This is a genomic window from Pseudomonas sp. D47 (assembly GCF_045447305.1).
Lineage (GTDB): Bacteria > Pseudomonadota > Gammaproteobacteria > Pseudomonadales > Pseudomonadaceae > Aquipseudomonas.
In genome coordinates this window covers 76571-101069 of record NZ_JBJGXU010000004.1, presented here as the reverse complement: position 1 = coordinate 101069, position 24499 = coordinate 76571, and the positions used below count along the sequence as shown (strand labels likewise).

At 60.1% G+C, this 24499-nt stretch carries 21 protein-coding genes and 1 pseudogene; 14 read left to right on the top strand and 8 right to left on the bottom strand.

Translation table 11 applies throughout. The annotated features are described in order from the left end of the window. Positions 1–5: 5 nt before the first annotated feature. Positions 6–1943, bottom strand: coding sequence for an ATP-dependent DNA helicase RecQ (locus tag ACI77I_RS05260; RefSeq protein ID WP_406997086.1), 1938 nt, complete (start codon positions 1941–1943; stop codon positions 6–8). 163 nt (positions 1944–2106) lie between these two features. Between ACI77I_RS05260 and ACI77I_RS05255 the strand changes: the two are divergent. From ACI77I_RS05255 to ACI77I_RS05245, 3 genes and pseudogenes are all read left to right on the top strand, one after another. After that, positions 2107–2544: pseudogene (locus ACI77I_RS05255) on the top strand (S8 family peptidase); the annotation flags it as partial. Positions 2545–3131: 587 nt separating this feature from the next. Continuing rightward, positions 3132–3488, top strand: a complete 357-nt coding sequence (locus tag ACI77I_RS05250) for a DUF1493 family protein (RefSeq protein WP_094950907.1) — start codon at positions 3132–3134, stop codon at positions 3486–3488. A 67-nt stretch (positions 3489–3555) separates the two neighbouring features. Beyond that, positions 3556–4419, top strand: coding sequence for an EamA family transporter (locus ACI77I_RS05245; RefSeq protein ID WP_242153914.1), 864 nt, complete (start codon positions 3556–3558; stop codon positions 4417–4419). A 57-nt stretch (positions 4420–4476) separates the two neighbouring features. Here ACI77I_RS05245 and ACI77I_RS05240 read toward each other — a convergent pair whose 3' ends face one another. After that, entirely contained in the window at positions 4477–6018 is a 1542-nt protein-coding gene (locus tag ACI77I_RS05240) for a phosphoenolpyruvate carboxykinase (RefSeq protein ID WP_242153912.1), read from the bottom strand. Positions 6019–6197: 179 nt separating this feature from the next. Next, positions 6198–7100: an Hsp33 family molecular chaperone HslO gene (gene hslO, locus ACI77I_RS05235; RefSeq protein ID WP_094950882.1), complete on the bottom strand. Its 903-nt coding sequence runs from the start codon at positions 7098–7100 to the stop codon at positions 6198–6200. Positions 7101–7225: 125 nt separating this feature from the next. On the opposite strand from hslO, the gene ACI77I_RS05230 reads away from it, so the two are divergent. After that, entirely contained in the window at positions 7226–8029 is an 804-nt protein-coding gene (locus ACI77I_RS05230) for a phosphatase PAP2 family protein (protein WP_406997085.1), read from the top strand. A 74-nt stretch (positions 8030–8103) separates the two neighbouring features. Here ACI77I_RS05230 and ACI77I_RS05225 read toward each other — a convergent pair whose 3' ends face one another. Next, on the bottom strand, positions 8104–8511 hold the full coding sequence (locus ACI77I_RS05225; RefSeq protein ID WP_094950880.1) for an RNA-binding S4 domain-containing protein: 408 nt from the start codon (positions 8509–8511) through the stop codon (positions 8104–8106). Between the two features lie 116 nt (positions 8512–8627). Between ACI77I_RS05225 and ACI77I_RS05220 the strand changes: the two genes are divergently transcribed. Genes ACI77I_RS05220 through rimK form a run of 3 tightly spaced genes read left to right on the top strand, consistent with a single transcriptional unit; the run spans position 8628 to position 10805 of the window. Then, positions 8628–9407 (top strand): EAL domain-containing protein, encoded by a 780-nt coding sequence (locus ACI77I_RS05220; RefSeq protein WP_094950879.1) that lies wholly within the window; start codon positions 8628–8630, stop codon positions 9405–9407. A gap of 31 nt (positions 9408–9438) precedes the next feature. Next, positions 9439–9903: an ATP-dependent zinc protease gene (locus tag ACI77I_RS05215; RefSeq protein ID WP_370004704.1), complete on the top strand. Its 465-nt coding sequence runs from the start codon at positions 9439–9441 to the stop codon at positions 9901–9903. Continuing rightward, positions 9900–10805, top strand: a complete 906-nt coding sequence (gene rimK / locus ACI77I_RS05210; RefSeq protein ID WP_025855543.1) for a 30S ribosomal protein S6--L-glutamate ligase — start codon at positions 9900–9902, stop codon at positions 10803–10805. The genes ACI77I_RS05215 and rimK overlap by 4 nt, the downstream gene beginning before the upstream one ends. Positions 10806–10943: 138 nt before the next feature. On the opposite strand, the gene ACI77I_RS05205 is transcribed toward rimK, so the two are convergent. Continuing rightward, positions 10944–12257 (bottom strand): ATP-binding protein, encoded by a 1314-nt coding sequence (locus ACI77I_RS05205; protein ID WP_094950877.1) that lies wholly within the window; start codon positions 12255–12257, stop codon positions 10944–10946. A gap of 117 nt (positions 12258–12374) precedes the next feature. Next, positions 12375–13115, bottom strand: a complete 741-nt coding sequence (gene ompR, locus ACI77I_RS05200; RefSeq protein ID WP_053255745.1) for a two-component system response regulator OmpR — start codon at positions 13113–13115, stop codon at positions 12375–12377. Positions 13116–13471: 356 nt separating this feature from the next. Here ompR and ACI77I_RS05195 point away from each other — a divergent pair, with 356 nt between their 5' ends. From ACI77I_RS05195 to tauD, 7 genes are all read left to right on the top strand, one after another. Continuing rightward, a complete protein-coding gene (locus ACI77I_RS05195) occupies positions 13472–15796 on the top strand; it encodes a Tex family protein (RefSeq protein WP_263274327.1) in 2325 nt (774 codons plus the stop codon). Continuing rightward, the gene (locus ACI77I_RS05190) at positions 15796–16179 is read left to right on the top strand and encodes a PaaI family thioesterase (protein WP_094950875.1); all 384 of its coding nucleotides are present in this window, start codon (positions 15796–15798) and stop codon (positions 16177–16179) included. Before ACI77I_RS05195 ends, ACI77I_RS05190 begins: the two co-directional genes overlap by 1 nt. Before the next feature lie 215 nt (positions 16180–16394). Next, positions 16395–17978, top strand: coding sequence for a glutamate--cysteine ligase (gene gshA, locus ACI77I_RS05185; protein ID WP_094950874.1), 1584 nt, complete (start codon positions 16395–16397; stop codon positions 17976–17978). A gap of 243 nt (positions 17979–18221) precedes the next feature. Then, entirely contained in the window at positions 18222–19199 is a 978-nt protein-coding gene (tauA, locus tag ACI77I_RS05180) for a taurine ABC transporter substrate-binding protein (RefSeq protein ID WP_406997084.1), read from the top strand. 17 nt (positions 19200–19216) lie between these two features. Then, positions 19217–19996 carry a taurine ABC transporter ATP-binding subunit gene (gene tauB, locus ACI77I_RS05175; RefSeq protein WP_094950872.1) on the top strand — a complete coding sequence of 260 codons (780 nt, stop codon included), beginning with the start codon at positions 19217–19219 and terminating at the stop codon, positions 19994–19996. Then, positions 19993–20829, top strand: a complete 837-nt coding sequence (gene tauC / locus ACI77I_RS05170; protein WP_406997083.1) for a taurine ABC transporter permease TauC — start codon at positions 19993–19995, stop codon at positions 20827–20829. The genes tauB and tauC overlap by 4 nt, the downstream gene beginning before the upstream one ends. Positions 20830–20840: 11 nt before the next feature. Then, on the top strand, positions 20841–21677 hold the full coding sequence (gene tauD, locus ACI77I_RS05165) for a taurine dioxygenase (protein ID WP_406997082.1): 837 nt from the start codon (positions 20841–20843) through the stop codon (positions 21675–21677). 248 nt (positions 21678–21925) lie between these two features. Here tauD and mgrA read toward each other — a convergent pair whose 3' ends face one another. Further along, positions 21926–22963: an L-glyceraldehyde 3-phosphate reductase gene (gene mgrA, locus ACI77I_RS05160; RefSeq protein WP_094950869.1), complete on the bottom strand. Its 1038-nt coding sequence runs from the start codon at positions 22961–22963 to the stop codon at positions 21926–21928. Positions 22964–23071: 108 nt separating this feature from the next. Next, a complete protein-coding gene (locus tag ACI77I_RS05155) occupies positions 23072–24400 on the bottom strand; it encodes an OprD family outer membrane porin (protein WP_094950868.1) in 1329 nt (442 codons plus the stop codon). Positions 24401–24499: the final 99 nt, after the last annotated feature.

The window sequence follows — 24499 nt, the reverse complement described above, 5'->3', positions numbered from 1 at the left end:
TGGGCTTACAGATCATTCAAATGGGCTTCGGCCCACTCGCGCACTTCGGCGTAGGGATAGTCCTCCAGCGCCGCAAAACCCGGAATTCCCCGCGCTTTGAGCTTGGTAAACAACGGCACGCTGATACCACCGAGGAAGCGCGCCAGTCGCTCCGCGCCAGGCAAACTCCCGGTGTGCTCATGATGCCTGTGGATAAAATCACCGCACAGCCCCATGAAGTTTTTATCCACAAGCGGCGGCAGGCTTGGCGGCGCCGGCAAATGCGCAACGTGGCCGTGGCACACCGAACAATGCCCGCACCGCAGCGGCGCGTTTTCATCGCCAAAGTACTGAGCCAAACGCTGCCCCAGGCAATGATGGGTAGCGAACAGGTCAAGCATGGCGTGTATCCGCGCCACTTCCGTCACCTCGTGTTGCTTGAAGCCTGTGTATAACTCCTCGCTCAATACCTGCGGATCGAAATCGGTATTCAGTAAGCTGTAGACCTCGGTCATTTGCTTGCTTTCCAGCTCGATCAGGCCCTGTTCCTGGAAGTAATCCAGCGCCTTCACCACACGGCTGCGTTCAGCATTGTGCTGTTGATAAAGCGCGTCGAAATCCACGGTCGCCCAGGTCCTGGCGCGGCTGCACACCTGAACAATCGCCGCGACAAACTGCTGCCGCTCACCGGAAAAACGCGCCAGCAAGGCCTCGGGCTCAATCAGGTATTTGAAGCGGTATTCGGCATAAAACGCGTAGCGCGGCGCGATCACGCCCTTAAGCTCCAACTGCACCAACAGGGTCTTGAGCGGCAGTTCGCGGATGTTGCTGTGGTCCGACAGCGACCTCAGCAAGAACTCCCACTGCCCCTCGCCCCGCGCCGCCTGCAACTCCTCCAGCACACGACGAATGCCCTGCTGCTCCGGCGTGTCGCCGTACACAAAGTTTTCCAGCACGTTGAGGCTGTCACGGTTGGCCAATACCAGGCACTCGGACGGCTGCCCATCACGCCCTGCACGGCCGATTTCCTGGCTGTAGTTCTCGATGGATTTGGGCAAATCGAAGTGCACCACATTGCGGATATCACTTTTATCGATCCCCATGCCGAACGCGATGGTGGCAACGATGCAATTGGAGCGCCCGCCCATAAAGCGCTGCTGGATGCCCTCGCGTTTATCGTGGGACAAACCCGCGTGATAGGCCTCGGCCTGAATACCGTTGCGGTTCAGGTGATCGGCTATCTGCTCGGCGGTTTTCTGCAAGGTGACGTAAACAATGCTCGGCTGATTGGCGCGTTCGCTCATCCATTCGACCAAGCGCCGACGCTTGTCGTGACCGCTCACCGGCTCCACCAGCAAGTTGAGGTTGGGCCGGTAGAAGCCCGTGGTGATGACATCGTCCGGCGCAATGGCGAACTTCGCCTGCATGTCGGCAATCACCTTGGGCGTGGCCGTAGCCGTCAGCAGCAAAGCTTGTGGGATATTGAACTGGCGCTGGTAGTCCGGCAGCTTCAAATAGTCCGGGCGGAAGTTGTGGCCCCACTCCGAAATACAGTGCGCCTCGTCCACCACCAGCAGCGAAATCTGCACGCTTTGCAGAAAATTACGGAAGCGCTCGTTCTTCAAGCGCTCCACGGAAATCATCAGGATTTTCAGCTCGCCGGAACGCGCACGTGCCATTACGTCATTGGCGTCTTCGCGGCTCTGCGCCGAGTCGATACTGCCCGCGCAAATGCCGTGGCGCTGCAGGAAACCCAACTGGTCCTGCATCAACGCCAACAGCGGCGACACCACCAGCGTCAGGTGCGGCAGCAATACCGCCGACAGTTGATAGCAAAGAGACTTGCCCGAACCGGTGGGGAAAATCGCCGCCGCAGAGCGACCGGCCAGCACCGCGCTGACCGCTGCTTCCTGGCCCAAACGAAACTGTGGATAACCAAAGACCTGTTGGAGGGTGTTGTGCATAAGCTGTCACTCCATTGACCGCTGAAGGAGTCAAAAACATAGTCCAGCGATCAGGAAAAGGTCGGGAATAAACGCTACAAACTGATACAGAGAAAACCAGCAAGCCTGCGCAAAAACGCAGACAGTAGCACGCTTGATCGCAAGCCCCGACAAGGAGTCGTGAATGCCCAACACACTGCTGTTTTCCCTGCAACGTGCCGCCTTGCCCGCATTGCCCTTGTTGCTGATGGGCTGTGCAACACCACCCAAACCACCATCCGAACAATTAGCCGCACATGCCTTTGAAACCCCCGAATACTTTGCCTCAAACGCCCTGCCCACCGTTAAGGCATCCACCCTCTACGCTCGCGGTGGTAACGGCCAAGGCGTGAAAGTGGCCTTGATCGACTCGGGCCTCAACAGCACGTTGCCGCAGTTCCAAGGGCGCCTGGCCAGCATGGGTTACGACTTTGTACGCCAACAGCCCGACGTCGTTGACATCAAGGGGCACGGCACGCAAATGGCCGGCATTCTTGCCGCCAACAAGAACGATCAAGGCATGCATGGGATCGCCTTCAACGCTCAGTTGATCCCTATGCGTTTCGGCGACGACAAGGAGCCGCTGTGACCTGCTGGAAGCAGCGCAGCACGTAAAGCTGCAACCGGCGGTCGATAAGCAACCACAACCAAGCCAGCCACTGAGCTAAAACCTGTAGGCGCTGGCGTGCCCTGCTCACTCATTTGATGGTTGCTGCCCAAAAAATCACTGGTAAATCGCAAATACCGGAAAAGGCCGTGAGAAACCGTCACACATCACGTAGTCCCCTTCCCAAACTACTTAAAACACCTGCTCCCCCCCTACATAACTCACCTGCGCATGACTGAAACTAGCGCCCTCTCAACTGTCCCGGCAGAAACAGCGTGAACTTTTATTTAGAGTTAGCCTTGATCGTCACTCTGCAACTGCTGACCTTTTGGCTGATAAAAAACTACAAGTATCGGATAGGCCTTGGGCTCACCTTGCTAGTCAGTGGGCTAGTACTGATATTCGCACCGATGCCCACGCCGACTTTTTCTGCACACGAGCCTATAAACAGTACCATCGCCTATATCATCCTCTTCACTGGCATTGGCTTTATGCTGGAGCGAAACAAACACCGACGCGTAACGTCGCCCGGCCCAACCCACCCACTCCTGCGTGCCACCACCATGAACCTGGCCCCCAACTTCCCCGAAGACCCCGTCATGCAGCAGCTCCTGCAATTGCTGCACGAAGAAATCGGCCTGCCGAAACACAAGACTCTTCGCCTCGAAACCTCGATCAACCTCGACCTCGGCTGCGACGGCGCCGAGGCTCAGCAATTGATGGAAGCGATGGAGCAAGCGTTTGCCCTCGACCTGGGCGACTACGACGCTTATCGTTACTTCAAACCACCGGCGTTCGATGTGTTCCTCAAGCGTCGGGCCAAAGGCCGTGGCGACAAGGTGCCGCTGACCATCGGCATGCTCTACCTGGCCATCAAGACCCATAGCTGGGACACGCAGACCCTGGAAAACCTCAGCTGACCCCAAGCCCGCTCCCACATTGGATATGCGCTAACCTGGCGAATTGCCTACCTATCAAGGACCGTACATGGACGTAATCATGGGCCTGCTGGCCGCCCTGCTCTGGGGCGGCACGGATTTCCTCGTGGGCCTCAACGCCCGGGCCGTCGGCGTTAAACGCGCCGTGTACTTCGGCCAAGCCCTCGGTTTTTTGATCATGACCCTGCTGCTGGTCATCTTCCCGGCCTACCTGTTCAAATCCCTGAATGCCCCGTTGAGCGTCTGGCTCCTGGGCCTCACGGCTGCGTTGCTCACCGTCTCCGGCGCCCTTGCGCTGTCCAAGGCCTTCGCCCTGGGCAAAGCCGCCATCGTCGCGCCGCTGGTGACGTCCTACGGCGTTGTCACCACACTGCTGTCCTGGGCCAGCGGTGAACACATCAGCCTGATCCAACTCGGCTGCATCGGCCTGTGCGTCGTCGGCGTAATCCTCTCCAGCATCCACAAAGACAACGGCGTCCCTCACAACAACCCGCGCCTGTCCATCGCCTACGCCCTGCTCGCCGCCTTGCTGTACGGCACCAGCTTCTGGCTGCAAGGCCGCTACACATTGCCCGCACTGGGGCCGATCACCATGTTGTGGCTGGGTTACCTGGTGGGCCTGTGCGTACTGGTGGTGATGGTGCTGAAGATCAAGGACGGCCTGAAGATTCCGCCGCTGAAAAACTGCGCGACGTTGACCGGTGCAAGCCTGATGAACCTCGGTGGTTTCTCGGCGTTTTCGTGGGGCGTGATGGCGGGGTCGGTTTCGGTGGTGACGGTGATCAGTACGTTGTCGGGTGGGATTGCGGCGATTCTGGGGTTTGTGTTTTTCAAGGAGCGGTTGTCAGCGGTTCAGGTGCTGGGGGTGGTGTTAGTGCTGGTCGGTGCAGTGGTTTTGCACATCGCCGACTAACCCTTCGCGCACAAAAAAGCCGCCCACAAGAGGCGGCTTTTTCACAACAACCGAACCTTACAACTTAGGCCCAGCCGCCTTGATCGCATCGCTCACTTCAAACTTCTTGAAGTTCTCGACGAACAGAGCCGCCAGCGCTTTCGCCGCTTCGTCGTAAGCAGCCTTGTCGGCCCAGGTGTTACGTGGGTTCAACAGGCCAGTCTCAACGCCCGGTACGGCCAATGGCACGTCGAGGTTGATGGTGTCGAGGTGTTCGGTTTGCGCACCGATCAACGCGCCGCTCTGGATCGCTGCGATGACGCCGCGAGTGGTCGGGATGTTGAAGCGTTTGCCGACGCCGTAGCCGCCGCCGGTCCAGCCGGTGTTGACCAGGTAGACCTTGGAGCCGAAGCCGCGCACGCGCTTGATCAGCAGTTCTGCGTATTCACCGGCCGGGCGTGGGAAGAATGGCGCGCCGAAGCAGGTGGAGAAGGTCGACTTGATGCCGCTGCCCGAACCCATTTCGGTCGAGCCCACCAGCGCGGTGTAGCCGGACAGGAAGTGGTAGGCCGCTTGTTCTTCGCTGAGGATCGACACGGGCGGCAGTACGCCGGTCAGGTCGCAGGTCAGGAAGATCACAGCGTTTGGCTCGCCGCCGAGGTTTTGCTCGGAGCGCTTGGCAACGTGCTCCAGCGGGTAGGCGGCACGGCTGTTCTGGGTCAGGCTGACGTTGGTGTAGTCGGCGTGCTTGGCATCGTCGATTACCACGTTTTCGAGCACGGTGCCGTGCTTGATGGCTTTCCAGATAACCGGCTCGTTCTTCTCGGAGAGGTCGATGCACTTGGCATAGCAACCGCCTTCGATGTTGAACACCACGCCTTCGCCCCAGCCGTGTTCGTCGTCACCGATCAGGTAACGGCTTTCGTCGGCGGACAGGGTAGTTTTACCGGTGCCCGACAGGCCGAAGAACAGGGTCACGTCGCCTGCTTCGCCGATGTTGGCGGCGCAGTGCATTGGCAGCACGTCAGCGGCCGGCAGCAGGAAGTTCTGCACCGAGAACATGGCTTTTTTCATTTCACCGGCGTAACGCATGCCGGCGATCAGGACTTTTTTCTGTGCGAAGTTGAGGATCACGCAACCGTCGGAGTTAGTGCCGTCACGCTCTGGCACGCACTCGAAGTTGGCCACGTTAAGCACTTGCCACTCGTCACGGCCGGCTGGGTTGTACTGGGCCGGGTTGATGAACAGGCAACGACCGAACAGGTTCTGCCAGGCAGTCTGGGTGGTCATTTTCACGGCCAGGTAGTGGTCTTGCGCAGCCCCTACGTGAACGTGGGAAACGAAATGCTCTTGCGCGTTATTGAATGCTTCTACGCGATTCCACAGGGCATCGAACTTGTCGGCCGGGAACTTGCGGTTGATCGGGCCCCAGGCGATTGCGTCCTGGGTAGAAGGCTCTTCAACGATGAAACGATCGACCGGAGAACGGCCGGTACGGTGACCGGTTTCTACGACCAGCGCGCCAGTATCGGCAAGCACGCCTTCACCGCGCTGCAGGGCTTCTTTGACCAGATCGTCAACACTCAGATCGGTGTATACGGCGTTATTGGCTTGCGTCATGAGGTTCCCCGTCGGCCTATGGCCGAGTGCTCCAAACGTTTTGTAGTAGAAAGTTGCGCACTACTACCGCGAAAAAAGTGGGCCGGATTATGCCAGAAAAGCCCAAAAAGAGTAGGGCCCTCCCGTCAGAACTGCGCTAATCCGGCGTTTGTCAGGTGATTTACCTGTGCTTAAACGTTTTAGTGGCGGGTATCGGAAGGGGTGTCAATGCCTGCACCGGCGAATAATTGGGCGACATCGGCGGCATCGAACAGGTAACGCTGGTTGCAGAACTGGCAGTCGATCTCGATATTGCCGCCGTGCTCCACCACCAGATTTTGTGCATCTTCCAGGCCCAGGCTGACCAAGGCATTCGCCGAACGCTCGCGCGAGCAGCTGCAACGGAAGCGCAGGCCCTGTGCGTCGAACAGGCGCACGGCCTCCTCGTGGTACAGGCGATGCAGGATGGTTTCGTTGTCCAGGCCCAGCAGCTCTTCGGCGGTCAGGGTGCCGGCCAGGGCGGTCAGTTTGCGCCAGCTGTCGGTGCGCTCGTCGTCATCCTTGATGCGGTCGGCCGGCAGTTGTTGCAGCAGCAGGCCACGGGCGCGCTTGCCATCGGCATTGAGCCAGAACTTGGTGCCGACTTGCTGGGACATCACGAAATAGTTGGTGAAGCAGTCCGACAGGGTTTCGCCGTCGAGGTCGACGATGCCCTGGTAACGCTGGCCTTCCGTCGGGTCGACGGTGATCGCCAGCACGCCGTTGGCCATCAGGTCGCCAAGGGTCGCGTCCGGCGCGATCAAGTCGGCGTCGTAACGGGCCAGGCCACGGATTTCGCGCTCGCTGGAGCACTCGATCATCAGCATCGGCACCGGGCCTTCGGAACGCGCCTGCAAAATCAGCAAACCGTCGAACTTCATGGTGCCCACCAGCAACGACGCCGCCGCCATCAGTTCACCGAGCAGCTGCGCGACCGGCTCCGGATAGGGATGCTTGGCGAGGACTTCGGCATAGCTGCGCTCCAGCGAGACCAGTTCGCCGCGGGCGTCGTTCTCGTCGAAGATGAAGCGTTGGGTGAAGTCGGTATCCGGTAGATCAGTCATAGGTCTGGGTATCTGAATTGATGACAAAATGATTACAAGGTTTATAAAATTAAACGCTTTAGCACCATATTGGTGCGGCTTTCTCCTGGAAACGGAGAGCTAAATAGAGCGAAGAGGGACAGTTTATGAACAATCCGGGTTTGTTCCAAGCCAAGTGGAACCTCCGGCGATGGGCTCTATGCAATCTACTCGCTATCGGGCTGCTGTGTTTTTGGCTGTGGCCCACTGGCCAGATGCTGTGTGTGATTTTCGACGAATGGCTGTTTCACCTGCTCAATGACCCACTGGCGAGCAATTCGACCTGGCTGCATGTGTGGGCAGTGGCCAGCTTGCGGCCGTTTGATGCCGTGGTCGGAGTGATTTTGCTGGCGCTGCTGATTCGCGGTGATTGGGTGTTCAAGGCGGTTCAGGTACGCCAGGCGTTCTTTGGTTTCCTTGGCATTCTGCTGCTGTTGCTGTTTATCCGCATGCTGTTCTCCAAGCTTGCCGCGCAGATGGGCTGGCAACACAGCAGCCCGTCGATGATGATCAGTGGCGCGATTCACATGAGCGACTATTTCCCAGGGCTGGAGAAAACCTGGGAGCTGAAGGACCGTTCGGGTCAGAGTTTCCCTGGCGATCATGCGTCGGTACTGTTGATCTGGGGCATGTTCATGACGGTATTTGCCAAGCGCATCGGCCAAGTGCTGGTGATCTGGGGCCTGGCGCTGCTGTTCATGATGCCGCGACTGGTGGCGGGTGCGCATTGGGGGCAGGACGATTACATCGGCGGCGTGTTGCTGGCGTTGTTGGCGCTGGGGTGGGGTTACTACACGCCGTTTGCGGCGAAGGTATCGGGCGCATTGTTGCGGGTGACGGCGCCGTTGTTTGGGTTGCTGGGCAAGTTGCCGGTAATCGGGCGATTGAGCGTCATGCGCACTGCCGCGTAACACCGCCTATTCATGTGGGAGCTGGGTTGCCGGCCCCCACAGTTGATCTCCTTGTTTGCTGGAGATTTGCACGATCAATCATCATTGCCACTGCCGCGAAATTTGAACAAATCGCGACGCTGCTTCTTGCTCGGTTTGCCATCGGTGGTCATGCCGGTAGCCCCCGCCTTACGCATGGCCGCCGCGTTTTCGCGCTTGGCGATGCTGGCTTCGGTTTCGGTGTACAGCGCCTGCGCTTGGGGTGCACCGCGACGCACAACGGACAGGGCCTGCACCACGACGGTCTTTTCATCAAACCCCACACGAATCTGCAGCTCATCACCGACGCGCGGTTCCTTGCCCGGCTTGCAGCGCTCCCCACGATGGTGCACTTTACCGCTCTCAATGGCGGCCTTGGCCAGGGCACGGGTTTTAAAGAAACGCGCGGCCCACAGCCACTTGTCCAAACGGACTTTTTCTTCCTCTTCCTGCTTTTGAGCCACTTGAATTCCTCGCTCTGAAAAATGTCGCAACTTTAACGTTGAAGACCTTCGACGCAGAAACCCCAACGCTCACCTAAGATACGCCAGGCACCACCCTGTTTTCGCGAGGATACGCTGTGACCGACTTCCCTGCCTCACTCACCTCGCCCGACCAGCGTTGCGTGGGTTGCCAGCAAAGCGAACCCCTGGGTTTCGATTTTGCGTTCGCCTATCAGCCTATCGTAGACCTTAGGGATCATTCGATCTTCGCCCACGAAGCCTTAGTGCGAGGCATCAATGGCGAAGGGGCGTTATCGGTGCTGGAGCAGGTCAACGAAAGCAACCGCTACCGCTTTGACCAGCGTTGCCGTACCAAGGCGATTGCCGGCGCCGCTGCCTTGGGGATGCAAACCCATCTTTCGATCAACTTTATGCCCAATGCCGTGTACCGGCCGGAGCTGTGCATTCGCAGCACCTTGGAGGCGGCCCGTGCGCATAATTTTCCGCTGAACCAGCTGATTTTTGAAACGCTGGAAAGCGAGCACGTAGATAACTATCGCCATTTGACCAATATTCTGCGTGAATACCGCGAATTCGGCTTCAAGACCGCCATCGACGATTTCGGCGCGGGCTATTCGGGGCTGAATCTGCTGGCCGATTTCCAACCTGACCTGATCAAACTCGACATGGCGCTGATTCGCGATGTCGACCAGGATCGTGTCCGCCAGGTAATCGTCCAGGGGATTGTCACAATCTGTGAGCAGTTGGGCGTTACTGTCATTGCCGAAGGCATCGAAAGTGCCGGCGAGCGTGACTTCCTGTCCGACTGCGGAATATTTCTGATGCAAGGCTACTGGTTCGCCAAGCCTGCATTCAAAGCCTTGGCCGAGGTTCCACCTCACGCCTGGGCGAACTGATCGGTTACCCATATTGAAGACATTTGACCATTTGACCGTTGTGGGTCTGCGTGAGTGGGTGGCACTTCCCGACTTGGGAGTGGCGGGCCTGCGCGCAAAGATCGACACCGGTGCCAGCACCTCTAGCCTGCACGCCACCGATATCGAGCCATTTGAGCGCGACGGTGAGAAGTGGGTGCGCTTTACCGCGCACCTGGGCAGCGTGGTGCAACTGCGTCACCGGCGCTGCGAGGCGCCGGTGGTGACGATGAAGACCATCAAGAGCTCCAACGGCCATGCGCAGGTGCGCTACGTGATCAGCACCACCCTGGCGCTGGGTGATCGGGTATGGCGGGTGGAATTCACCCTCGCCTGCCGCAAGGCCATGCGTTATCGCCTGTTGCTGGGCTCCAAGGCGCTGATTGACGGCCATTTGGTGGTCAGTCCCGGCGTCAAGTACGTTCAAGACAAGCCGGTGTTCCCGGTCTCTACTATTTCTGCCCCAGGTGCTGCATGAAGATTGCTGTGCTGTCGCGAAACCCGCGTCTGTATTCCACCCGCCGCCTGGTCGAGGCCGGCACCGAACGTGGCCACGAAATGGTGGTGATCGACACGTTGCGTGCCTACATGAACATTGCCAGCCACAAGCCGCAGATCCACTACCGGGGCAAGCCGCTGGAAGGCTTCGATGCGGTGATCCCGCGTATCGGTGCCTCGGTGACGTTTTATGGCTGCGCGGTGTTGCGCCAGTTTGAAATGATGGGCGTATTCCCCCTCAATGAATCGGTAGCCATTGCGCGCTCGCGAGACAAGCTACGTTCGCTGCAGCTGCTGTCGCGGCGCGGTATCGGCCTGCCGGTGACCGGCTTTGCGCACTCCCCCGATGACATCCCCGACCTGATCGACATGGTCAACGGCGCGCCGCTGGTGATCAAGGTGCTGGAAGGCACCCAGGGCATTGGCGTGGTGCTGTGCGAAACCGCAACCGCGGCAGAGTCAGTGATCGAGGCGTTCATGGGCCTCAAACAGAACATCATGGTGCAGGAATACATCAAGGAAGCCGGCGGTGCGGATATCCGCTGCTTTGTGGTGGGCGACAAGGTGATTGCGGCAATGAAGCGCCAGGCCAAGCCGGGGGAATTCCGTTCCAACCTGCACCGTGGCGGCAGTGCCAGCCTGATCAAGATCACCCCGGAGGAACGCATGACTGCGCTGCGGGCGGCCAAGGTGATGGGGCTGGCGGTAGCGGGCGTGGATATCCTGCGATCAAACCATGGGCCGTTGGTGATGGAAGTGAACTCATCGCCGGGTCTGGAAGGGATTGAGACCACCACCGGGAAGGATGTGGCGGGGATCATCATTCAGCATCTGGAGAAGAATGGTGGGCCGAATATGACGCGGACCAAGGGTAAGGGCTGAATCAGCTCATTTATCAAACACCACAAAACAGTGTGGGAGCTGGCTTGCCTGCGATAGCGGTGGGTCAGCAACCTATACGTTGACTGATACACCGCTATCGCCGGCAAGCCAGCTCCCACATTTGATTTCTGTTGCTTGTTAAACCGCGTCTCGCGGCAGCATCAGGCCAAGCGGCAACCGCACGCGCGCTTCCAGGCCGCCCTCCTCGCGGTTGCGCAGCTCAACATTGCCGCCATGCATCGAGGCAATCCGCCGCACAATCGCCAGGCCCAGGCCCGTGCCCTTGCCACCACGGGCACGGTCGCCACGGGTGAACGGGTTGAAAATACCTTCCAGCTCCGCCGGGTCGATACCCGCGCCACGGTCCATCACACTCAACACCACATAAGGCGCAGCACTGTCGCCGGACACATACGCCGCCACTTCCACATCGGAACCGGCATGGTGCAAGGCATTGCCGATCAGGTTGTTCAGCAGGCGCTTCATCGACACACGACGCAACGCAAACGGCTGGATCGGCTCCAGGCGCATGCGCACCTGTTCGCCATTCTGGTTATAGGGCGCTACCACTTCGCGCACCAGGTCCGTCAGGTCAACTTCTTCAACCACTTCATCGCGACCATCGCGGATAAACGCCAGGAACTGGTCGAGAATCGCATCCATGTCCTCGATGTCACGCACCATGTCATCCGTGAGGTCGGTATGCTCGCCCATCAACTCCAGGGATAACCGCAACCGCGTCAACGGCGTGCGCAAGTCATGGGACACGCCCGCCAGCATCAGCTCGCGTTCGCGACCGGCCTGTTCGACGTCTTCCGCCATCTGATTGAAGGCGCCGTACACCTCAGTCATCTCACTGGGCGTGTCGCTGACCGGCAGGCGAACGCTGCGCCCCTGCCCTAATTGGCGGGCGGCAAATACCAGGCGTTTGAGCGGTTGGTTGAGCTGGCGCACGAAAATCCACGCGGACGCCGTTGAAAGCAAGCCTATCGCCAGGAACCAACCCAGCACGTTCCAGATCTTCTGCCCCCGCAACGGGTGCGGGTAAAGCGGCACCTTGATCCAGGCGTCCCCCAGGCTCGGCGCCCTCACCCATAGCGCTGGCGAAACATGCATGCGCAATCGCACCTCGGTATCGTCCCCCAGCTCAGCCTGCATCTGGCGCTGATAAATCTCGCTGTAAGGCCAATGCTGCTCGCCTTCAGGCACACCGGCGCCGTCGACCCGAATCAGCGTCGAGGCCTTGGCTACCTTTTCGCGGTTTTCGGGGTCGACGGCCCAATAGGCACGAAGCGTCAGGGCAACGCCGTGGCTGTACTGCCGATCCACCAGCACATCTTCGTTCATCAATAGATAAACCAGCGTCAGTGCCTTGGAAAACAGAACGACGATCAGCACCAACCAAAGGGTGCGGGAGAAGAAACTTTGCGGGAACCACAACGGGGTTTTCATAGGAGACTGCCAGACAGCTTGCAGAAACGAGCGGCGCTCGCAGAAATGCAGACGCCGGGCTGCCCGTCGACCCTCATGGAGTCAAACGCCGGGCTGCCCGCGCCTGCAAATCATCGATTACTTGGTTGCAGTGCCATCCGGCACAAACACATAACCCACGCCCCATACCGTCTGGATATAACGCGGCTTGGACGGGTCCGGCTCGATCATCCGGCGCAGACGGGAAATCTGCACGTCGATGGAGCGCTCCAGGGCGTCCCATTCCCGACCACGGGCCAGGTTCATCAGCTTGTCGCGCGTCAGCGGCTGACGAGCGTTCATCACCAGGGCCTTGAGCACGGCGAATTCGCCGGTGGTCAGCATGTGTACTTCTTCGCCACGCTTGAGCTCACGGGTCGCCAGCGACAGTTCGTAGTCGCCAAAGGTGACGCTTTCGTCTTCGCTGCCTGGCGCGCCCGGAACCGGTGCTGCCTGGCGGCGCAATACGGCTTTGACCCGGGCCATCAGTTCGTCCGGGTTGAACGGCTTGGCCAGGTAGTCATCCGCGCCCAGCTCGAGACCCTTGATGCGGCTCAGCTCATCACCCTTGGCAGTGAGCATGATGATTGGAATCTGGTTGTTCGCACCGCGCAGACGTTTGCAGGCGGTGAGGCCATCTTCGCCGGGCAGCATCAGGTCGAGCACGACCAGATTGAACACTTCACGCCCCAATAGGCGGTCCATTTGCTCGGTGTTCGGCACCGCGCGGGCACGGTAGCCCTTGGAGTTGAAGAAACGCTCCAGCAGGCTGCTCAGCCCCGGATCGTCGTCAACGATGAGAATTTTTTCGCCTTCAGCAGTTTGTGCAGTGCTGCTCATTAGATGCTCCTCTTATCTCGGCGCGCATTATGGCGTAGCTGCCGTTATACGCACCGTGTGCATTGTTAGCAGATTTTTCCTTCACTGCCAGTGAAGCCGTGCCCTGTAACCTCAGGCACAGTACCCCTCAAGGGCAGAACGCTGGTTATAATGCGCCGCCTTTGTAGGGGCTAATGTCAGACTTTACTGCTTACTGCCTCGCCAGTTTTTTCAGTGCCGGGCAGCAATTTTCCGATTTCGAGGGTCATAAGCGCGCCTCTTGACCCAGGCAGCGGCGCCAGTCGGGCCGCTCAACCAGCCTCGCAACGCCTTGTTTTCCGGGCCTGCGAGCTGCTTTCAGAATTTCAGGTGGTTTTATGGACAGCATCAACAGCCGCATCGCCGAGGAACTCGGTGTACGCCCACAACAGGTCGAAGCGGCCGTCGCTCTACTGGATGAAGGCTCCACGGTGCCTTTCATCGCCCGTTACCGTAAAGAAGTCACCGGCAGCCTCGATGATATCCAGTTGCGGCATCTGGAAGAGCGCCTGCGCTACCTGCGAGAACTCGACGAACGGCGCATCAGCATCCTCGCCAGCATCGAGGAACAGGGCAAGCTGACTCCGCAACTGGAACGCGACATCAAGCTCGCCGACACCAAGACCCGCCTCGAAGACCTCTACCTGCCGTACAAACAGAAGCGCCGCACCAAGGGCCAGATCGCCCTGGAAGCCGGGCTCGGCGACTTGGCTGACGGCTTGTTCAACGACCCGTCGCTGACCCCGGAAGCCGAAGCTGCACGCTTCATCGACGCCGAAAAAGGCGTCGCCGACGTCAAGGCGGCCCTCGAAGGCGCCAAGTACATCCTGATGGAGCGCTTCGCCGAAAACGCCGGTCTGCTGGAAAAACTGCGCACTTACTTGAAGCAGGAAGCCACCCTCAGCGCCCGCGTCATCGCCGGCAAAGAGGAAGAAGGCGCCAAGTTCCGCGACTATTTCGAACACGACGAACCGCTCAAAAGCATGCCGTCCCACCGTGCGCTGGCGATTTTCCGCGGCCGCAACGAAGGTATTCTCAGCTCCGCGCTGAAAGTCGGCGACGAGCTGCCAGGCACCATGCACCCCTGCGAAGGCATGATCGGGCAACAATTCGGCATCCAGAATCAGAACCGTCCTGCGGACAAGTGGCTCGGTGAAGTCGTGCGCTGGACCTGGAAGGTCAAGCTCTACACCCACCTGGAAACCGACCTGCTCGGCGAGCTGCGCGACGGCGCCGAAACCGAGGCGATCAACGTATTCGCCCACAACCTGCACGACCTGCTGCTGGCCGCACCGGCCGGCCCACGCGCAACCCTGGGCCTCGACCCAGGCCTGCGTACCGGCTGCAAGGTGGCGGTGGTCGACTCCACCGGCAAGCTGCTGGACCACGCCACTGTGTATCCGCATGTGCCGCACAACAAGTGGGACCAGACCCTGGCCATCCTCGCCGCCCTGTGCGCCAAGCACTCGGTGGACCTGATCGCCATCGGCAACGGCACCGCCAGCCGTGAAACCGACAAGCTGGCCGCCGAGCTGATCAAAAAATACCCAGCCATGAAGATGACCAAAGTCATGGTCTCCGAGGCGGGCGCTTCGGTGTACTCGGCGTCGGAACTGGCCTCCAAGGAATTTCCGGACCTCGACGTGTCGATCCGTGGTGCCGTCTCCATCGCCCGTCGCCTGCAGGACCCGCTGGCCGAACTGGTGAAGATCGACCCTAAATCCATCGGCGTAGGCCAGTACCAGCACGACGTGTCGCAGCTGAAACTGGCGCGCGGCCTGGACGCGGTGGTGGAAGACTGCGTGAACAAGGTCGGCGTGGATGTGAACACGGCCTCGGTTGCGCTACTGGCCCGTATCTCCGGCCTCAATACCACCCTGGCGCAGAACATCGTCACTCATCGCGACGAAAACGGCGCGTTCAAAACCCGCGCGGCTCTGAAAAAAGTCGCACGCCTGGGTGAAAAAACCTTCGAACAGGCTGCCGGTTTCCTACGCGTGATGAACGGCGATAACCCGCTGGATGCCTCGGCAGTTCACCCGGAAGCCTACCCGCTGGTGCAACGCATTGCCGCCGAGACCGACCGCGACATCCGCTCGCTGATCGGCGACGCCGCGTTCCTCAAGCGCCTGGACCCGAAGAAGTACACCGACGAAACCTTCGGTGTGCCGACCATCACCGACATTCTGCAAGAGCTGGAAAAACCTGGCCGTGACCCGCGTCCCGAGTTCAAGACCGCCGAGTTCCAGGACGGCGTCGAAGACCTCAAGGACCTGCAACTGGGCATGATCCTCGAAGGCGTGGTCACCAACGTGACCAACTTCGGTGCTTTTGTGGATATCGGCGTGCATCAGGACGGTTTGGTGCATATCTCTGCGCTTTCGGAGAAGTTCATCAAAGACCCTCGCGAAGCGGTGAAAGCCGGTGATGTGGTCAAGGTCAAGGTCATGGAAGTCGATATCCCACGCAAACGCGTCGGCCTGTCGATGCGCATGAGCGACACGCCCGGTGAGAAAATCGACGGTGCCCGTGGCGCACGCCCAGGTTCCGCGCCGCGTCAGTCGCAAAACAACGCACCGCGCAAGGAAGCCGCCACCGCCGCGCCGAGCAACAACGCCATGGCGTCGCTTTTCGCCAATGCCAAGCAGTTGAAGAAGCGCTGATGGAAATTCCAGCCGGCTTGACCCAGAGCGCGTTCAGCGAGCTGATCGGCTGCCGCCTGCAACGCCTGGATGAAGGCGTTGCCGAGGTGGCCCTGACCCTGGAGCCGCAGCTGCGCAACCGCGCGGGCAAGCTCCATGGCGGGGCGATTTTCAGCCTGGTGGACATCACCATGGGGCTGGCGTGTTCCAGCGCCCATGGTTTCGACCAGCAGAGCGCGACCATCGAGTGCAAAATCAACTATATCCGTGCCGTAGAAGACGGTGACGTGCTGTGCACCAGCCGCGTGATTCACGCCGGTCGACGCACGCTGGTGGTCGAAGCCGATGTGCATCAAGGCGAAAGACTTATCGCAAAAGCACAAGGTACCTTCGCTGTCCTCTAGCTCCCCGCCCTCGATTTGAGTTAATTTCGGCGCTGTAACAACAGCGTCGGAATTTTCTTGCTGCGCTATAGCCCAATTCATGGAGTGAAGTAGGCTTTTTTCAAAGCGGGTCAAATCGACTCAAAACCAGGCGATAACGCCAGTTTCAACTTCACCCTTGTAGACCGTCCTGCCCACCCCCATATTGGGGCGACTGACGCGTGAAGGAATCCAACTTGAGCGAACTTCTCAACCGCCGCCTGGCCTTGCTCGGCAAGCGCGAACACCTCTCCCTGCTAGAGCAGTGCTTGCACGGCATCGAGCGCGAATGCCTACGCGTCACAGGTGAAGGTCGCCTGGCGCAAACGCCGCACCCCGAAGCCCTGGGCGCCGCGTTGACCCACGAGCAGATCACCACTGACTACTCGGAATCGCTGCTGGAGTTCATCACCCCAGCCCTGCCCAACCCGGCCGATACCCTGAGCAGCCTGGACAAAATCCATCGCTTTGCCTACAGCAAGCTCGGCAACGAGTACCTGTGGAGCCCTTCGATGCCGTGCCCGTTGCCGGCCGAGGAAGATATTCCGATTGCCTACTACGGCACCTCCAATATCGGACAGCTCAAGTACGTGTACCGCAAGGGCCTGGCCCTGCGTTACGGCAAGACCATGCAGTGCATCGCCGGCATCCACTACAACTTTTCCCTGCCGGAAGCGCTGTGGCCGTTGCTCAAGGAGACGGAAGGCTTCGTGGGCACCGACCGCGACTACCAGTCCACGGCCTATATCGCACTGATCCGTAATTTCCGTCGTTACAGCTGGCTGCTGATGTACCTGTTTGGTGCTTCGCCGGCCCTGGACGCCGGTTTCCTGCGCGGGCGTTCGCACCAGTTGGAAGTGCTGGACGCCGACACGCTCTACCTGCCCTACGCCACCAGCCTGCGCATGAGCGACCTGGGTTACCAGAGCAACGCCCAGGCCGGCCTCACACCGTGCTACAACGATCTGGCCAGCTACACCGACAGCCTGCGCGAGGCGGTGGCAACACCCTACGCGCCCTACGTCGAAGTCGGCACGCATAAGGACGGTGAGTGGGTTCAGCTCAACACCAACATCCTGCAGATCGAAAACGAGTACTACTCCAATATCCGCCCCAAGCGCGTGACCTACACCGGCGAGCGGCCGATCCAGGCGCTGATGGCGCGTGGCATCCAATACATCGAAGTGCGCTGCCTGGACATCAACCCGTTCCTGCCGATGGGCATCGACCTACCGGAGTCGCGTTTCCTCGACGCGTTCCTGCTGTATTGCGCATTGAACGACAGCCCGCTGTTCGCCAATAACGAATGCGGCAATGCCACCTCCAACTTCCTCAGCGTGGTCAAGGAAGGCCGTCGTCCGGGCCTGCAGTTGCAGCGTCAGGACCAGCCTGTGGACATGAAGGAATGGGCCACCGAGCTGCTGGAGCAGATCGCGCCGTTGGCGGCCCTGCTCGATGAGAGCCAGGGCATCACCGAGCACAGCCAAGCGTTGGATGTTCAGTTGGCGAAGGTCAAGGATCCGTCCCTGACGCCATCTGCCCAGGTGTTGGCGGCGATGGCCGAACGTAAAGAGAGTTTTGCGCAGTTCTCCCTGCACCAGAGCGAGGTGCACGCCGAATATTTCCGTAAAGAGCCGTTGCCGGCGCAAGAGCAGGCACGCTTTGAAGAACTGGCGCGCAATTCGCTGGCGCAGCAGGCGGAGCTGGAGCAGAACGAAGTGGGCGACTTTGATGTGTTTGTCGGGTCGTACCAGGCGAGCATCTTGGCGATCAGCAACTAAAAGCATCACGCCGCCCCTGTGGGAGCGGGCTTGCCTGCGATAGCATCAACTCGGTGCATCTGGAATACCGAGTCGTGCGCATCGCAGGCAAGCCCGCTCGCACATTTGGCCGATGCGCCCTCAACATCAGCATTCACTCTTATCCTAATAAGCTAATTCGAAAAGGTTATTTATTTTCGGATTCTTAGATCATTTAGTCTCCTCACACGCCGACCCTCGGCCGCCTGATTGAGGAGCTTCCCCTTGAAACGTTTAACCCCTCTGCGCCTCTTGGCCGCATTGTCCCTGGCCGGTGCCAGCCTGTTTGCCCAGGCGGCGGATGTGACGATCGCTTACCAGACCACCGTGGACCCGGCGAAAGTCGCCCAGGCCGACGGCGCGTATGAAAAAGCCACCAACGCCAAGATCGACTGGCGCAAATTCGACAATGGCGCCGACATCATCGCCGCCATCGCCTCCGGCGACGTGCAAATCGGCTACCTCGGTTCCAGCCCGCTGACCGCTGCCGTTACCCGCAAAGTTCCAGTGGAAACGTTCCTCGTGGCCACCCAAATCGGCGGCGCCGAAGCTTTGGTGGCGCGCAACGGTTCAGGGATCAACAGCCCGCAGGACCTGATCGGCAAAAAGATCGCCGTGCCGTTCGTGTCCACCGGCCACTACAGCCTGTTGGCCGCGTTGAAGCACTGGAACATCGACCCCGCGAAAGTGACCATCCTCAACCTCGCGCCGCCGGCAATCATCGCCGCGTGGAAACGCGGTGACATCGACGCCACCTACGTGTGGGACCCAGCCTTAGGCGTGGCCAAGGAAAACGGCAAGGTGCTGATCACCTCCGGCGAACTGGCCAAGTTCGGCGCGCCGACCTTCGATGCGTGGATCGTGCGTAAGGATTTCGCCGACAAGCACCCGGAAATCGTCACGGCCTTCGCCAAAGTCACTCTAGATGCCTACGCCGCGTACCGCAAAGACCCACAAGCCTGGCTCGCCGATAAAGGCAACGTCGACAAGCTGGTGAAGCTCTCCGGCGCCAAGGCCAGTGACATCCCACTGCTGCTGCAAGGCAACGTCTACCCGCTGGCTGCTGACCAAGTGACCTTGCTGGGCGCACCGACCACCAAGGCTGTGACCGACACCGCCGTGTTCCTCAAGGAACAAGGCAAGGTCGACGCCGTGCTGCCGGACTACGCCCCGTACGTCAGCGCCAAGTTCATCACCAACTGATTCAGGAGTTCATTGCGATGGCCTTGCTACAACTGGAGCGCATCAGCGCACAGTACCCAGGCGCCACAGAACCGGTACTGTCTGACATTTCACTGGACCTTGGGCCCCAGCAATTGCTGGTGGCCCTGGGCCCGTCCGGCAGTGGCAAGACTTCGCTGTTGAACCTGATTGCCGGCTTTGTTGAACCCTCTGCCGGGCGCATCACCCTCGATGGCGTGCCGGTCAAAGGCCCAAGCGCCGAGCGCGGCGTGGTGTTCCAGGACGACGCCCTGCTGCCCTGGCAGGACGTACTGGCTAACGTCGGCTTCGGCCTCGAACTGGCTGGCGTGCCCAAGGCGCAACGCGAAGTGCGCGCCCGGGAAATGCTCGCGCTGGTCGACCTGGCGGGTTTCGGCAGCCGGCGCATCTGGCAGCTTTCCGGCGGCCAAAAGCAACGTGTGGGCCTGGCCCGCGCCCTGGCGGCCGACCCGCGCGTGTTGCTGATGGACGAACCCTTCGGCGCCCTCGATGCTTTCACCCGCGAACAAATGCAGGAATTGCTCCTGCAAGTCTGGCGGCGCACGGCCAAGCCGGTGTTCCTGATTACCCACGACATTGAAGAAGCGGTGTTCCTCGCCACCGATTTGATCCTGCTGGCGCCCAACCCCGGCCAGATCGTCGAGCGACTGCACCTGGACTTCGGCCAGCGCTACGCCGCCGGTGAATCGGCGCGGGCGATCAAGTCCGACCCGCGCTTTATCGAAACCCGCGAACACGTGCTGAGCAAAGTGTTCTCGCAACGGCAGGTGTCCGCATGAGCAGCTACGAACTCCCCGCCACCGCCGCCAAGCCGGCAGCGCACGCGGTTATTCCGGTGCGTCGCAGCCTGAGCACACGTTGGGTCAGCGTACTCACCTTGGTCGTCTTGCTGGCGATCTGGTGGGCGGTGACCGCCACCGGCTTGATCGAACCGTTGTTCCTGCCACCGCCGTCCGCTGTGCTGCAAAAAGGCTGGCTGCTGGCGACCTCCGGCTACATGGACTCCACCTTGTGGCAGCACTTGGGCGCAAGCCTGCAGCGTATCGGCCTGGGCCTCGGTTTTGCGGTGCTGACCGCCGTGCCGGTGGGCATTGCCATCGGTTCCAACCGCATCGCGCGCGGCATTCTCGACCCGCTGATCGAGTTTTACCGGCCGATTCCGCCCTTGGCCTACTTGCCGCTGATCGTGATCTGGTGCGGCATCGGCGAGCTGTCCAAGGTGCTGCTGATTTACCTGGCGATCTTTGCGCCCATCGCCATCGCCACTGCGACTGGCGTGCGCACCGTCGACCCCGCCAAGCTGCGTGCCGCGCAGTCGTTGGGCGCCACCCGTGCCCAGCTGATTCGCCATGTAATCCTGCCGAGTGCCCTGCCCGACATTCTCACCGGTGTGCGCATCGGCCTGGGTGTGGGCTGGTCGACATTGGTCGCCGCCGAGCTGATCGCAGCCACCAGCGGCCTGGGCTTCATGGTGCAGTCGGCGGCGCAGTTCCTGGTCACCGATGTGGTGGTGCTGGGGATTCTGGTGATCGCCCTGATCGCCTTCGCCATGGAAATGGGCCTGCGTGCCCTGCAGCGTAAATTAGTGCCTTGGCATGGCCAGGCACACTGAGTGAGAACCGCATGAGCAGCCTGACCGTTACGCCAATAAGCACCGCCTTGGGCGCCCTGATCAGTGGCGTCGATATCACCCAGCCGCTGAACCTTGAAGAACGCGACGCCATCGAGCAGGCGTTGCTCAAGCACTCGGTGCTGTTCTTCAGAGACCAAGCCATCAACCCGCAGCAACAGGCGCGGTTCGCGGCGAATTTTGGCGACCTGCATATTCATCCGATTTACCCCAACGTGCCGGAACAGCCCGAAGTGCTGATCCTCGACACCGCCGTCACCGACGTGCGCGACAACGCGGTGTGGCACACCGACGTGACCTTCCTGCCCACTCCGGCCCTCGGCGCGGTACTGAGTGCCAAGCTGTTGCCGGCGTTTGGCGGCGATACGCTGTGGGCCAGCGGGATTGCAGCGTATGAGGCGCTGTCGGCGCCGCTCAAGCGGCTGCTCGACGGATTGACTGCCACCCACGACTTCACCAAATCCTTCCCGCTGGAGCGCTTTGGCAACACCGCCAAGGACTTGGCCCGCTGGGAAGAAACCCGCAAGAAAAACCCCCCGCTGTCACACCCGGTGGTGCGCACGCATCCGGTGAGTGGGCGCAAGTCGCTGTTTGTCAGCGATGGGTTTACCACCAAGATCAACGAGCTGGAACCGGCCGAAAGCGAAGCGATTTTGAAGCTGCTGTTCGCCCACGCGACCCGCCCCGAATTCACCATTCGCTGGCGCTGGCAGGAGAATGACGTCGCGTTCTGGGATAACCGCGTGACCCAGCATTACGCGGTGGATGACTACCGGCCGCAGCGGCGGGTGATGCATCGGACGACGATTTTGGGCGACGTACCCTTCTAAGCCACACCGCAAATCAACTGTGGGAGCTGGCTTGTCGAGTCGCCGCATCGCTGCGATAGCGGTGGGTCAGCCAATATCTTCATCGGCTGAAACACCGTCATCGCGGGCAAGCCCGCTCCCACATTGACCGAGTTATGCCTGCTAGATCGTTCCCACGCTCTGCGTGGGAACGCAGCCTGCTTCTAGAGCCGTGACGCGGAGCGTCACAGGGGGCATTCCCACGCAGAGCGTGGGAACAATGTGGTGGGTTATTCAGCGGTGGATGGCTTCTCCCAAAGGTTAATCCCACCTTCCTGCGCAAACCGATCAATCTCCGCCAGCTCTTCCACGCTGAAGCTCAAGTTCTTCAACGCTCCGACGTTCTCGATGATCTGCTCCGGCCGGCTTGCGCCGATCAGCGCACTGGTCACCCGTGGGTCACGCAGGGTCCAGGCCAGCGCCAGTTGCGCCAAACTCTGACCGCGACGCTTGGCGATTTCATTCAGCGCACGCACGTGGGCGATGTTGGCTTCGGACAGGTGCTTGGCCTGTAACGAGCCGCCACCCGGGCGGTTAACCCGCGCATCCGCCGGCACGCCATTGAGGTACTTGTCAGTGAGCAAACCCTGGGCCAGCGGCGTGAACGCAATCACCCCGGCACCGAGTTCTTCGGTGGTCTCCAGCAGGTCTTTTTCCACCCAGCGGTTAAGCAGGTTGTAGGCCGGCTGGTGGATCAGCAGCGGCACTTTCCACTCGTTGAGCAAGGCTGCGATTTCACGGGTTTTCACGCCTGAATAAGACGAGATACCGATGTACAACGCCTTGCCTTGTTGCACGGCGGTAGCGAGGGCGCTGGCGGTTTCTTCCAGCGGGGTGTCGGGGTCAAAACGGTGGGAGTAGAAAATATCCACGTAGTCGACGCCCAGGCGTTGCAGGCTCTGGTCCAGGCTCGCCAGTATGTATTTGCGCGAACCGCCGCCCTGGCCGTAAGGGCCGGGCCACATGTCCCAACCGGCTTTGCTGGAGATGATCAATTCATCGCGGTAGTGCTTGAAGTCTTCGCGCAGCAAACGGCCGAAGTTGATCTCGGCACTGCCGTAGGGCGGGCCATAGTTGTTGGCCAGGTCGAAGTGGTTGATCCCCAGGTCGAACGCGGTGCGCAGCAAAGCGCGCTGGGTGTCGATTGGGGTGCTGTCGCCAAAGTTGTGCCACAGCCCCAAGGACAGTGCAGGTAGCACCAATCCACTGCGGCCTACGCGGCGATAGGGAATAGATTCATAGCGGTTTTCGGCAGCAATATACGTCATCGAATCCTCTCTGGGCTTAGGGCAAATAAGGCCTGGGAATAACGATATTCCCAGGCCTTTTAACCCGCTGAATCGCTTAACTATGCCCTTCCGTTTTACAGCAATTACCTACCAGAGTGGAACGACATAGCTGACATAGAAGCGATTTTCATCTTGCACGGTGGCACCGGTAATGTCCGGGCTGGCGTGCGCGTTTTTCCAGGTCACGCCAAGCCCTTTGAGGGTGCCGGTCGGTACTTGGTAGGCCACCGCAATGTTGCGTTCCCATTCGCTGGTGGTGCCTTGTGCAGTGCGGATGTCATCGCCGTGGGCATAGGCGGCGGAGAACGTCAGGCCAGCGAGGCCGAGTTTGCCGAAGTCATATTTGTACTGCGCAAGCCAGGTGCGTTCGCCCGCGTGCTGGAATTTGTTCAACTGCATGTTGGTCAGTGCCGGGGTGTCGGCGCCTGAGCCTGGACCCTGGCGCGCGTCACCGCTGTTCAGGCCGGAATCGAGGTACGGGAAGTCACTGTCGCCGCTGTTTTTCTGGATGCCAAGGCCCACGGTATGGCCGTCCAGGCTGTAGCTCTCAAGCAAGCTGGCGGTGGTCTGGTTGATGCGGCCTTTGCTGGTGCCGTCACCGTAGAGGCCGGCCCCGGCAAAGTCCTTGTCGCCATCGGCGTTGGCGCCCACACCGAGGCTGCGGAACACCCGCACGTCGGTGTCGATCGCGCCCACAGACAATGCGTCATGACGCTTGGCGCCGAGGAAGAACTGCTGGTAGTAATCCTCAAGGTTGGAATACCACAGGCTGACGGTGGTGTTCTGGATGCCGGTGTAGTCCGCACCGCCGAACAGGAAGCGATCACTTTCTTGGGTACCGCCGGCGGTGATCATGCCCTGGTCGCCGGTTTCGTTGCGAATCTTGGTCTTGAAGATATCGCCACCGGTAAAGGTGAAGTCGCTGAGGTCCTTGGACACCAGTTGCACACCGGTATTGGTCTGCTGGTACAGGCGCCCGTCAGTGTTGGCCAACACTGGGTTGTTGCCGTACAGCGTGCCCACGCGCAGCTCATCCTTGGCGAAGCGCATCTTGAACGTGGGGCTCAGCACGCCAAACTGGTCGGCGGATTTGCCGTCGTCCAGCGGGAACATGCTGCCGGGGTAACGGCCCTGGTGATCCTTGTCGTTGAGGTCACCACCGGAGTCCAGTTTCAAGCCGTAGAACGCCTGCAAGTCCAGACCAAACCCGACCGGCCCATCGGTGTAGCCGGACTTGAAGTTGAACTCGAAACCCTGGCCCCAATCACGCACGCTGTGGGCCTTGGCGTTGCTGTTCACCACATCACGCCCTTGCTGGTTGAGGTAGCGGTTGAGCAAGGTCACATCGGCGTGGCTGTCGTCAATAAAATCGGCGTGGGCGGACAGCATAAAGCTCGCCATGGCGACACCCACCATGGGGCTTATTAACGTCTTCATTGTTACCGGTCTCCGTCACTGTTCTGAAATGAAAACGTCAAACGCTTCACACAATTACGCAGTGGCCAGATGACAGTT